The organism is Nocardiopsis sp. NPDC055879 (assembly GCF_053615935.1).
On sequence record NZ_JBSHCT010000007.1, the window covers coordinates 163,456 to 174,914 of the forward strand.

Annotated in this window: 9 protein-coding genes; 5 read left to right on the forward strand and 4 right to left on the reverse strand. The window is 69.2% G+C overall.

The genetic code is table 11. The features are described from left to right. The first annotated feature begins 95 nt into the window (after window positions 1–95). The 4 genes from cofD to ACWGKS_RS10345 all read left to right on the forward strand — a co-directional run bounded on the left by cofD (window position 96) and on the right by ACWGKS_RS10345 (window position 5,268). The gene (gene cofD, locus ACWGKS_RS10330) at window positions 96–1,079 is read left to right on the forward strand and encodes a 2-phospho-L-lactate transferase (protein ID WP_358503357.1); all 984 of its coding nucleotides are present in this window, start codon (window positions 96–98) and stop codon (window positions 1,077–1,079) included. Next, entirely contained in the window at window positions 1,076–2,371 is a 1,296-nt protein-coding gene (locus tag ACWGKS_RS10335) for a coenzyme F420-0:L-glutamate ligase (protein WP_358503360.1), read from the forward strand. The genes cofD and ACWGKS_RS10335 overlap by 4 nt, the downstream gene beginning before the upstream one ends. Before the next feature lie 134 nt (window positions 2,372–2,505). Further along, window positions 2,506–4,095 carry a Na+/H+ antiporter gene (locus ACWGKS_RS10340; RefSeq protein WP_452522386.1) on the forward strand — a complete coding sequence of 530 codons (1,590 nt, stop codon included), beginning with the start codon at window positions 2,506–2,508 and terminating at the stop codon, window positions 4,093–4,095. A 159-nt stretch (window positions 4,096–4,254) separates the two neighbouring features. Next, entirely contained in the window at window positions 4,255–5,268 is a 1,014-nt protein-coding gene (locus ACWGKS_RS10345) for a chitinase (protein WP_358503366.1), read from the forward strand. A 128-nt stretch (window positions 5,269–5,396) separates the two neighbouring features. On the opposite strand, the gene ACWGKS_RS10350 is transcribed toward ACWGKS_RS10345, so the two are convergent. After that, a complete protein-coding gene (locus ACWGKS_RS10350; protein ID WP_452522388.1) occupies window positions 5,397–8,024 on the reverse strand; it encodes a bifunctional FO biosynthesis protein CofGH in 2,628 nt (875 codons plus the stop codon). 216 nt (window positions 8,025–8,240) lie between these two features. Here ACWGKS_RS10350 and ACWGKS_RS10355 point away from each other — a divergent pair, with 216 nt between their 5' ends. Then, a complete protein-coding gene (locus ACWGKS_RS10355; RefSeq protein WP_452522390.1) occupies window positions 8,241–9,188 on the forward strand; it encodes a lysylphosphatidylglycerol synthase domain-containing protein in 948 nt (315 codons plus the stop codon). A 233-nt stretch (window positions 9,189–9,421) separates the two neighbouring features. On the opposite strand, the gene ACWGKS_RS10360 is transcribed toward ACWGKS_RS10355, so the two are convergent. The 3 genes from ACWGKS_RS10360 to ACWGKS_RS10370 all read right to left on the reverse strand — a co-directional run bounded on the left by ACWGKS_RS10360 (window position 9,422) and on the right by ACWGKS_RS10370 (window position 11,450). Beyond that, window positions 9,422–10,024, reverse strand: coding sequence for a Uma2 family endonuclease (locus tag ACWGKS_RS10360; RefSeq protein WP_087100955.1), 603 nt, complete (start codon window positions 10,022–10,024; stop codon window positions 9,422–9,424). A 96-nt stretch (window positions 10,025–10,120) separates the two neighbouring features. Beyond that, window positions 10,121–10,660 carry a class IV adenylate cyclase gene (locus ACWGKS_RS10365; RefSeq protein ID WP_087100954.1) on the reverse strand — a complete coding sequence of 180 codons (540 nt, stop codon included), beginning with the start codon at window positions 10,658–10,660 and terminating at the stop codon, window positions 10,121–10,123. A gap of 319 nt (window positions 10,661–10,979) precedes the next feature. After that, window positions 10,980–11,450: an NUDIX domain-containing protein gene (locus ACWGKS_RS10370; protein WP_087100953.1), complete on the reverse strand. Its 471-nt coding sequence runs from the start codon at window positions 11,448–11,450 to the stop codon at window positions 10,980–10,982. Window positions 11,451–11,459 lie beyond the last annotated feature (9 nt).

Genomic DNA, 11,459 nt, shown 5'->3' on the forward strand with positions numbered 1-11,459 from the left:
TTCGCAAACCGCTCGCACCGGATCGGTCACGATGGACCGCGCCCACCATGGGGCAGACGACCCATACGCCTGCCCAGCCTGCCAGACTTGGGCGCATGCGGATAGTCGTACCGGCCGGCGGTATCGGCGGCGCACGTTTCCTCCGCGGCCTCAAGGCCGCCTTGGGAATGGACGCGTCGACCGGCCCGGACCAGGCCACAGACCACGAGATCACCGTCATCGGCAACACCGGTGACGACATCACCCTCTTCGGCCTCCGGATCTGTCCGGACCTGGACACCGTGATGTACACCCTGGGCGGTGGGATCAACGAGGAACAAGGCTGGGGCAGGATCGACGAGACCTTCACGGTCAAGGAGGAACTCGCCGCCTACGGGATGAAACCCACCTGGTTCGGGCTCGGTGATCGGGACACCGCCACACATATCGTACGTGCGCAGATGATCGCGGCGGGTTTCCCCCTCTCCGCGATCACCGAGGCGCTGTGCGACCGCTGGAAGCCGGGTGTGCGCCTGCTCCCGATGAGCGACGACCAGGTCGAGACGCACATCGTCGTCGAGGACGGGCAAGGGCGCCGGGCCATCCACTTCCAGGAATGGTGGATCGAGCACCGTGCCGCACTGCCCGCCTCGGAGATCGTCTCCGTGGGCGCGGACACCGCGAAGCCGGCCCCCGGCGTGCTACGCGCCATCCAAGACGCGGACGTGGTCCTGCTGCCGCCGTCCAACCCCGTGGTCAGCGTGGGTTCCATCCTCGGGATCCCTGGGATCCGCGAGGCCCTCGTCGACAAGACCGTGGTGGGCATATCCCCCATCATCGGCGGCGCGCCCGTGCGCGGGATGGCCGACGCCTGCCTCACCGCCATCGGGGTCGAGACCAGCGCCCGAGCGGTCGCCGAGCACCTGGGTTCGGACCTGCTGGACGGCTGGCTGGTCGACGAGGCCGACGCCGACACCGAGGTCGACGGGATCGAGGTCCGATCCCGCCCCCTGTACATGAGCGACCCCCGGACCACCGAGGCGCTGGCCCGGGCCGCCCTGGACCTGGCCCTGGAGCTGCGCGGGGACGAGGACCGATGAGCACCGGCTTCCGCGTGCGCGGCCTGGTCGGGATACCGGAGGTACGCCGAGGAGACGACCTGGCCGCGCTGATCGTCGACGCGGTGGCGGCCTCGGGCGATCCACTGGTCGACGGTGACATGTTGGTCGTCACCTCCAAGGTCGTCAGCAAGGCCGAGGGGCGCGCGGTGCGGATGGACCGTGAGGAAGCCATCGACGCCGAGACCGAACGGGTGGTGGCCCGCATGGGTCGGACCCGGATCGTGCAGACCCGACAGGGGCTGGTGATGGCCGCCGCCGGGGTGGACGCCTCCAACGTCGAACCCGGGACGGTGCTATTGCTGCCCGAGGACTCCGACGTCTCCGCCCGTGCCCTGCGCGCCGAGATCACCGAACGCCTGGGCGTGCGCGTGGCCGTGGTGATCTCCGACACCTTCGGCCGCCCCTGGCGGGAGGGTCAGACCGACGTGGCGATCGGGGTGGCCGGACTGCGCGCGGCACAGGACCTGCGCGGCACGGTCGACACCCACGGCAACCTCATGGACGCCACGATCAACGCCGTCGCCGACGAGATCGCCGGCGCCGGTGAACTGGTCAAGGGCAAGACCAGCGCGATTCCGGTGGCGATCGTTTCGGGTCTGGGCGACCTGGTCGACGAGGAGGACGGCCCCGGCGCGGCCGAGTTGATCCGGCCGGCCGACGCCGACATGTTCCGCTATGGATCGCGCGACGTGGTCCCTGCCCGACGGACGGTACGGTCCTTCACCGACCGACCGGTCGACCCGGCGCTGGTGCGCCGCGCCGTGGCCACCGCGGTGACCGCTCCGGCCCCGCACCACACGACGCCGTGGCGGTTCGTCATGGTGGAGTCGGCCCACACCCGCAAGCGTCTGCTGGACGAGATGTTGCGGGCGTGGGTGACCGACCTGCGCGGGGACGGGTTCACCGAGGAACAGATCACCCGGCGGACCCGGCGCGGCGACGTGCTGCGACGGGCCCCGTACCTGGTGGTGCCGTTCCTGGTCGCGGACGGGGCGCACCCGTACCCGGACGAGCGCCGGGCCGACGCCGAGCGGTCGATGTTCCATGTGGCGATGGGCGCCGGCGTGCAGAACCTGCTGGTGGGGCTGGCCATGGAGGGGCTGGGTTCGGCCTGGATCTCCTCCACGATGTTCTGCGCGGACGTGGTCCGAGAGGTACTGGAGGTGCCCGACGACTGGCGTCCGATGGGCTCGGTGGCCGTGGGATACGCGGCCGAACCTCCCAAGGACCGCCCGCCCCGGGACCCCGACGACTTCGTCGTGGTGCGCTGAGCCCCGCGCCCTTTCCGGATTCCCCGGCTCCACGTCAGGACGCGCCGCCCGCCACGCGGGCGGCGCGTCCTCGTGTCGTGGCCGCCCGACCACTGCATGCTGGTCCGGTGCGCGACCGACGTTAGGGGGCCCGGGTGCGCGTGGAAGAGTACGTGATCGCCACGTTGGTCGTGGTGGTGGCGGTCATCGTGGGGAAGGTCGTCTCCGGGCGGATCCGGATGCCCGGCGCCGTGGTGCTGGTGATGCTGGGGATGGTCCTGGGCGTGGTCCCGTGGATGCACTCGCTGTCGATCACCCCCGAGATCATCCTCCTGGTCTTCCTGCCGCCGCTGATCTACAACGCGGCGTTCTTCTCCTCGCCCAAGGACATGCGCGACCTGATGCGGCCCATCATCGTGCTGTCGGTGGGGATGACCCTGGCGACGGCGTTCGGGTTGGCCGCGATCGTCCACCTGCTGTTGCCGGACGCCGGGTGGCCCGCGGCGATCGCGTTGGGGGCGGCGATCGCCCCGACCGACGCCGTGGCGGCCTCGGCGATCCTCAAACGCGTGGGCACCCCGCGCCGGGTCCTGACGATCCTGGAGGGCGAGTCCTTGATCAACGACGGGGTGGCGCTCACCCTGTTCGGTCTGGCGGTCACCGCGATGGCGCGCCCCCTCACCCCGGGGGACGCCGCCCTGGAACTGGGCAAGGTGGTGGTGGGCGGGCTGGCCTACGGGGCGCTGGTGGCCGTGGGGGTCGCCTGGGCCCGGGGCCGGATCCGGGACGCGTCGTTGCAGCTGATGGTGTCGCTCGTCCTCCCGTTCGTGGCCTACATCCCCGCGGAGATGGCGGGCTTCTCCGGGGTACTGGCGGCGGTGGTGGCCGGGTTCTACCTGGGCACGCACGGGGAGGGCCTGTTGCCGCCCCGGGTGCGGGTGAGCGGCCAGACCATCTGGGGCACGTTGGTGACCCTGTTGGAGGCGATGCTGTTCGTCCTCCTGGGGTTGCAGTTGGACGCGGTGGTCACCAGCGTGCGGGAGAGTTTCGACTTCCTGTACCTGGTGTCGGTGGCGTTGGCGGTGACCGCGACGGCGATCGTGCTGCGCGTACTGCTGATGCTGTTGATCAGCCCCCCACGGCGTCTCGCACCGCGGCTGAGATCGGACCTTCCGTCGTTCCGTGAGCGCGTCGCGATCGGGTGGAGCGGCATGCGCGGGGCGGTGTCCCTGGCGATCGCGCTCTCGTTGCCCGCGACCTTGGACGGGGACCCGTTCACGAATCGGGGCGGGCTCATCTTCGTCGCCGGGGTGGTGGTGATGGTGACGTTGGTCGGGCAGGGGGCGACACTGCCGTGGTTGCTGGGCCGGCTGGGGCTGACCGACGAGGGGACCCGGCGCAAGGAGTACCTGCGGGCCGAATACGAGATGGACTGCGCGGCGGTGCGCAAGGTCGACGAGCTGCTCACCGCGGGCGACATGGAGGACGAGACGGCGGACGTGGTCCGGGAGAGGTACTCACGGCGGATCGGTCGGTTGAAGAGGCTGCTCGACACCGAGGAGGGCGACCTGGACCGGATCAAGCGGGACGCCCGGGAGCGGGGCGCGATGCTCGGTCAGATCGATCAGGCGCGCCGGGACGCGTTGATGGCACTGTACCGCTCGGGGGAGATCGACCACGACGTGTTCACCGGGATCGGCAAGGAGCTGGACCTGCGTGGCAAGGGCGGTGGGATCGCCCCCTGATAACAGCCGGTACCGGGTACCCAAGAAAACTACAAACTTTCTTAACCATTTCCGTTGACGGGCACCGGCGGTAACTCTAAGGTCTCCTAACAATTACCGGTTCACACGAGCACCTTCGTCTCCCCCGTCTCCCCGCTCGACGAAAGGAACGACCCCCTCATGCTCATCACCCGAAAGGCCCGGCTCGCCCTCATCGGCGGCCTCGCCGCGGCCACCACCGCGCTCGTCTCCTCCTGTGGCGCGACCGCCGAGCCGGTCGAGACCGTGGCCAACGCCGACTCCGTCGAGGTCCAACAGACCGACCAGTGGCTGACCGGGTACTGGCACAACTTCGACAACGGCTCCACCGTGATGCCGCTCGGGGACGTGCCCTCCGAGTACAACCTGGTGCCGGTGGCCTTCGCCGACAACCACCCCGAACTCGACGGCGGCATCACGTTCAACCTCGCCAGTGACGAACTGGGCGGGTACACCGACGAGCAGTTCCGCGAGGACATCACCGCCTTGCAGGCCGAGGGCCGCAAGGTGATCATCTCCGTGGGCGGCGAGCTCGGCCACGTCGACGTCACCAACCCCACCCAGGCGCAGAACTTCGCCGACACCACCTACGAACTCATGCAGGACTACGGGTTCGACGGCGTCGACATCGACCTGGAGCACGGCATCGACGCCCAGCACATGAGCGACGCCCTGCACGACCTCAGCGGCCAGGCCGGTTCCGACCTGATCATCACGATGGCCCCGCAGACCATCGACTTCCAGAGCCCGGACGCCGGTTACTACCAGCTGGCGGAGAACATCTCCGACATCCTCACCATCGTGAACATGCAGTACTACAACTCCGGCACGATGCTGGGGTGTGACGGTAACGTCTACGAGCAGGGCACCAGCGACTTCGTCGCGGCCCTGGCCTGCATCCAGCTGGAGATGGGCCTGAGCGCCGACCAGGTCGGCCTGGGCCTGCCCGCCACCTCCGACGCCGCCGGCGGCGGGTACATGCCGCCGAGCGACGTGGTCGCCGCCCTGAACTGCCTGCAGACCGGCGAAAGCTGTGGCGCGTACTCCCCCGAGACCCCCTACGGCCAGATCGGCGGCGTGATGACCTGGTCCGTCAACTGGGACGCGGTGAACGGCTACGACTTCGCCCAGACCGTTTCCGCGGCCCTCGTGTAGGAGGGAACGATCCGCGGGAGCACTCCCACCCGCGGCCTCGCGCGGCCCGAACCTCCCCTCGCCGGGCCGCACCCCACAAGGGGCGGGACGCCATCACCGGCGTCCCGCCCCTTCGGGTTCGGGGCCCCTCAGACCACGGGCAGGTTGGGGCGCAGGATGCTCGGGGCGACGCCGTCACTGTCCTCGGCCACCCTCTGGCGTTCCTCCGGGACCGGGCCGTAGGTGGTGGTGCGCTGGCGAACGGGACGGCCCGTCGGCCCCACCAGGGCCTTGATGTCGCTGATCGTCTTGTACGAACCCTGACCCGAGCCCGCCATCCGGCTGATGGTCTCCTCCATGAGGGTGCCGCCCACGTCGTTGACACCGCCCTGGAGCAGCTGCCGGAAGGTGCCCTCCGCGAGCTTGACCCAGGAACCCTGGATGTTGTCGATCTGTCCGTGCAGCAACAGCCGCGCCAGGGCGTGCACCGCCCGGTTCTCGCGCACGGTGGGACCGGTACGGGCCAGCCCGGCCAGGTAGATCGGAGCGCTGGTGTGCACGAACGGCAACAGGACGAACTCAGTGAAACCGGGCCGTCCGTTGCGCTCACGGGACCGTTCCTGGAGGGAGCGCAGCAGCTTGATGTGCGCCACCCAGTGGTGCGGGGAGTCCACGTGTCCGTACATCATCGTGGACGTCGTGGGGATCCCCAGGTCGTGCGCGTTGGTGATGACGTCGACCCACTCCGACGCGGGCAGCTTGCCCTTGGTGAGGACCCACCGGATCTCGTCGTCGAGGATCTCCGCGGCGGTACCGGGGATGGAGCCCAGACCGGACTCGCGGGCGCGGGTCAGCCAGTCCCGGATCGACATGTTCGTGCGGGCGGCGCCGTTGACGACCTCCATCGGGCTGAACGCGTGGACGTGCATGTCCGGAACGCGTTCGCGCACGGCCGCGGCGATGTCGAAGTAGGCGGTGCCGGGCAGGTCCGGGTGGATACCGCCCTGCATGCACACCTCGGTGGCGCCCGCCTTCCACGCCTCCTCCGCGCGGTCGGCGACCTGGTCCAGGGAGAGCGTGTAGGCGTCCGCGTCGGTGCGGCGCTGGGCGAAGGCGCAGAACCGGCAGCCGGTGTAGCAGACGTTGGTGAAGTTGATGTTCCTGGTGACGACGTAGGTGACGTCGTCTCCGACGGTGTCGCGGCGAACCCGGTCGGCCAGACCGGTGAAGGCCTCCAGGGCGTCGCCGTCGGCGTGCAGCAGGGCGAGCGCCTCGGCGTCGCTCAGCCCGGCGGGGTCGCGTTCGGCGCTGCGCAGGGCGGCGGCGATCTCGGGGTCCGTCCGCCGGGGCACCGCGCCTTGGCGGTCGACGACGGGGGTGAGTTCGTCCCAGTCCCCGTAGACCGCGTCGAAGTCACTTCGCCGGTCCTCGGTACGGCCCTCGGTGTCGATGTCGGTGTGCAGGTCGGTGCGGCCCGAGGAGACCATGACCGCCTCGGGTTCCTGCCAGGGGCGGCCCACCAGGGGCGCGTCCTCGCGGGCCAGTCCGGTCTCGGGGTCCACCAGGGCGTCGACGTGCGCGCGCACCCGCGGGTCGATCCAGGGTTCGCCGGCCCGGATGTACTCGGGGTAGACGGTGAGGCGCTCGCGCAGCGTGAAGCCCTGGGCCGCGGTACGGGCGGCGAGGTCGTCGATCTGGGGCCAGGGACGTTCGGGGTTGACGTGGTCGGCGGTGAGCGGGGAGACCCCGCCCCAGTCGTCGATGCCCGCGCGGATCATCAGCGCGTACTCGTCCACGCTCTCGCTCTCCGCGCCGATGAGGTTGGGCGGCGCCTGGATGTGAGCCTTGGGCCCCATGACCAGGCGGGTGACGGCGATGGTGGCGGCCATCTCCTCGCGTTCGGCGTCGGGGCGGTGCATCATCGCGGTGTCCGGCTTGGCGCGGAAGTTCTGCACGATGATCTCCTGGAGACCGCCGTAGCGGCGGGAGACCCCGCGCATCGCGAAGATCGAGTGCGCCCGGTCGGCGAACGTCTCGCCGATGCCCAACAACAGGCCGGTGGTGAAGGGGACGCTGGAGCGACCGGCGTCCTCCAGGGCGCGCAACCGGACGGCCGGGTCCTTGTCGGGGCTGCCGTAGTGGGGTTGGCCCTTCTCCTCGAACAGACGCCGAGAGGTGGTCTCCAACATCATGCCCATCGAGGGCGAGACCGGCTTGAGGCGTTGGAAGTCCGACCAGGTGAGCACCCCGGGGTTGAGGTGCGGCAGCAGGCCGGTCTCCTCCAGGATCATGATCGCCATGGCGCGCACGTACGAGAGGGTGTCGTCGTAGCCGCGCGAGTCGAGCCACTCGGCGGCCTGCTTCCACCGGTCCTCTGGGCGGTCGCCCAGGGTGATGAGGACTTCCTTGCAGCCCATCTCGGCGCCCTTGCGAGCGATCTCCAGGACCTCGTCCGGGGACATGTAGGGGGATTCGAGCCGACCGGGGACCGTGACGAAGGTGCAGTAGTGGCAGCGATCCCGACACAGTCGGGTCAGTGGCACGAAGACCTTGCGGCTGTAGGTGATGACGTTTCCGCGCCTGGAGGCCTCCAGGCCGGCGTCGCGTACCCGTCCGGCGTGGTCGAGGAGGAGGTCGAGGTCTTCGCCACGGGCGTGCAGGAGAATCTCGGCTTCGGTGGGGTCCAGGGTCTTGCCGTCACGCGCTCGGGCCAGCGCTCTGCGCATGGCGGACGCCGTGGGCGTGGGGATGGGCTCCGGGTCGTTCGCACCGCTCATACCGGCCCACCCTACGCGCCGGTCTTTCACGGATCCCGGCCGCCACCCGACCATTCGGTATGGCCGGAAATGTTGGCCGTGTGATTCACGGGTCCTCAACCGGGATGATCTTGCTCGTAGCGCCCATTTGGGCGCCCAAATGGGCGCTACGAGCAAGATCACGCGGGACAGGCCCGAGTCGGTGAACCTAGGGGGTCACCGCATTAGGCTGGCCGGGTGCTGACTCGGCTTCGACGTAACACGTGGGTGCGCCTCACCCTGCTACTGGTGGTGTGCGCCTGCGCGGGCGTGGCCGTGCACGCGAACTGGAATCAGGCGCGCGAGGCCGTGGCCGAACTCCCCCTATGGGTACTGCCGACCGCCGTCCTGGCCGGGATGCTGGGGTTGGCCGCGCAGATGCTGGCCTGGCGTTCGCTCCTGGCCGGGCTGGGTTCACCACTGCCACGTACGGTGGCCGCGCGCGTGATGTTCGTCGGTCAGCTCGGCAAGTACCTGCCGGGTTCGGTGTGGGCCTTCGTCGCCCAGGTGGAACTGGCCCGGGACTGGAACGTGCCCCGCTCACGTGGTGCGGCGGCCACCCTGGTGGCGATCGCGGTGACGGTGGCGGTGAGCCTGGCCGTGGCGGCGGTGGCGCTGCCACTGTCATCGGCGGAGGCGGCCCGCCGATGGTGGTGGGCGCTGGCCGCCGCCCCGGTGTTGCTCGCCTGCCTGCACCCACGGGTGTTGGGGCGGGGCATCGGGCTGGCCGCACGGCCTTTCGCCCGCTTCCGAGAGGTGGCCGAGGCCGGTCCACTGCGGATCGGCGGGGGCGCCGTGGCCGCCTCGGTGGGGTGGACCCTGGTGGCGTGGGTGCCCTTGGGCGCGCACGTGTGGCTTCTGACCTGGGCGGTGGGTGGGAACGCCCTGGCCTCGATCGGTCCGGCGGTGGGCGCCTACGCGCTGGCCTGGACCCTGGGTCTGCTGGTGGTGTTCGCCCCGGCCGGGCTCGGGGTGCGCGAGGTGGTGTTGGTGGTCGCGCTGGCCCCGGTGGTGGACGCGGGCGCGGCCCTGGTGGTGGCGGTGTTGTCCCGCCTGGTGATGACCGTGGCGGATGTGGGCTGGGCGGGTCTGTCGTTGTTGCTGTCCCGCTCCTCGATCCGACCAGCCGCGCACGACCCGGCCTGATCGGGTGAAGTCCCGTCACCGTCGCCCACCGCTCGGTCACCGACCCTGCCCCGAAGGTCGCCGAGCAGCGGCTCGTTCGCGTGCTGCGCCCCTCGACTCGGGCCATGCCCAGAACCCTGTACCTGGTGTTGCCCGGAGCCCTACAGGTACGAACTTCCACGACAGAGATCGGCTCCCGAGCTCCGGAGGTGCTCACGTGAGCGGGCGTACCCCGCGCACGCGGCCCTCGGCCATCAGCGGGCGAAGCGTTTGAGCGGCTCGGTGCCCAGGACGACCCCGGTACCCGGGATCGGGACGGCCTCGCCGTAGGGATGAGTGCTGCGGTCCAGGTACTGACCCTGAACGGGGCGGCTGTGGACCACGAGTGCGTTGGCGTCGCGATCCACCAGCAGGTAGACGCCGATGTCCGTCGCCGCGTAGGCGGCGGGCTTCTCGACACGGTCCCGGGCGTGGGTGTCAGCGTCCCAGGAGGTCACTTCGACAACGGCGAGGACACCTTCGGGGTCGGCCCATACACCCGCGTCGTCGAAATGGCCGACCGGAGCGAGGATCCCGTCAGGGCGGGCCCGACCTTTGCGGTAGGTATCGACCTTGAGCCCCAACCCACTGGTGATGAGGTCGAGGTCGGGACGATGAGCGATGAACCCGCGCATCAACCACGTGAGGATTCCGGCGTGCGCCCCCTCGGTCGCCTTGTGGACCCAGACCTTCCCGTTGAACATCTCCATGCGAACGCGGTCGGCCTCGAACGCCTGCCGGGCCAAGCGCTCGAACAATTCAGGGCTCATCGGGAGCGCCGGGGTCTCGGGTGGTGAGCGATGTTCGGCGATGGTCATGCGGCTCCTTGAGCGGTGCCAAGAATCGGCGCCATGAGTCATGACCCCGGCCCGGCAAGCGTCGGAACGAAAGCCGGGGGCAGCGACCAACCCTCCTCAGGAGTCGAAGCGTAGATCCGGGATACCGGACAGGTCGATGCCGTAGCGGTCGTAGACCTTCGTGGTGTTCTCACCTGTCAGGGACGACTCATCGAATCCGAGCAGCGCGGCAACTCGCACCACCTCGGTCCGGCTATCTGCCTCGATCTCCAGATACACGGGGATACGCGGCCAGGTGTCGATCTCCAACTGGGCACCTTCCAGCGTGAAGCTGTGGCGCCGGTTCTCCTGGTAGGCCTTGGGGGCGTAACCGAGCTTGCCCAGCAACGTGTTGGCGGTCTCGAAGTCGCCGACTTCCGTCTCGGTCTCGCGGGTGCCGCCGATGGCGTCCGAGTCGATCTCCTTCACCGTGAGCGTGACCTGGCTGCCGGTGTCGCGTAGACGCGCCCACCGGGACGCGTCGCCAGGTTCGATGTCATACACGTAGCGCCGCTGAAGCACCTCGCCCAGGTCGGCACCGCCCTTGTCGAGAATGGTCCGGGCCACCTGTTCGGGGTCGATGTCCAAGACCTTGGCCTCGTACTCGATCATGCTCATGTCGTTGAGTTCCCTTCCTTCCCTGGGTTCAAGGCACCCGTTCACCCAGAGAGTCGGCCCGGTCCTTGTAGATCAGGCGTAGGTCCCGCCGGTCTTATGAGCAGGGCCGAGGCTCCCTTCCTGTGGTTGATCACCGACCAGATCGTGCCGGCGCGGCGGTCCGATTTCCCGGAGATTCAACGAGTGCGTCGAAGCCGAGAGCACCAGGCCGGGGCCGATGTGCGGAACACCCGAAACAGGGAGTCGGGCCACCTGTCCTTCACTCGCGAGGAGTGGAGCACCTTCGTAGAGACCATCTTGCACAGCCACCGGCAACCCGTTAAGCGACAACCTCACCACTTTCCAGGTAGATCGTGGTCCCCTCACGCCGGGCGCGGTCCCCCTGAACGATCCTGCGAGCGAGCCGGGGGATCGTCACCGTCTCTGCTGAGGACACATCGTGGAACTCGTACCCTGACAGTTCGGCCGGGTCGAGGACGACCTGGTCCAGCCACTGCCGGCCGAGCACTCCCCCATCGAAGACGAACAACTGTTTGTCTCCTTCAGAGGGGTTGGGCGCCCAGTCCACGACCAGAAGTCGGCCGATTGGCGGGGCGATCCCCAGTTCCTCCTTCACCTCACGTACCGCAGCCTGGGTCGGTGTCTCTCCGTGTTCGATGTAGCCACCGGGAATGTCCAGATAGTCCTTGTAGGTGGGGACCACCATCATCACCCGACCTCGCTCATCGAAGAACAGGGCTCCGGCCGCAACCCGGGGACGAGCGAAGGATTCAGTGGGATCAGAGACCATGCTCCGACA

Coding starts and splice junctions, on each gene's coding strand:
- cofD (WP_358503357.1), top strand. CDS start 96: ATGCGGATAGTCGTACCGGCCGGCGGTATCGGCGGCGCACGTTTCCTC.
- ACWGKS_RS10335 (WP_358503360.1), top strand. CDS start 1,076: ATGAGCACCGGCTTCCGCGTGCGCGGCCTGGTCGGGATACCGGAGGTA.
- ACWGKS_RS10345 (WP_358503366.1), top strand. CDS start 4,255: ATGCTCATCACCCGAAAGGCCCGGCTCGCCCTCATCGGCGGCCTCGCC.
- ACWGKS_RS10350 (WP_452522388.1), bottom strand. CDS start 8,024: ATGAGCGGTGCGAACGACCCGGAGCCCATCCCCACGCCCACGGCGTCC.
- ACWGKS_RS10360 (WP_087100955.1), bottom strand. CDS start 10,024: ATGACCATCGCCGAACATCGCTCACCACCCGAGACCCCGGCGCTCCCG.
- ACWGKS_RS10365 (WP_087100954.1), bottom strand. CDS start 10,660: ATGAGCATGATCGAGTACGAGGCCAAGGTCTTGGACATCGACCCCGAA.
- ACWGKS_RS10370 (WP_087100953.1), bottom strand. CDS start 11,450: ATGGTCTCTGATCCCACTGAATCCTTCGCTCGTCCCCGGGTTGCGGCC.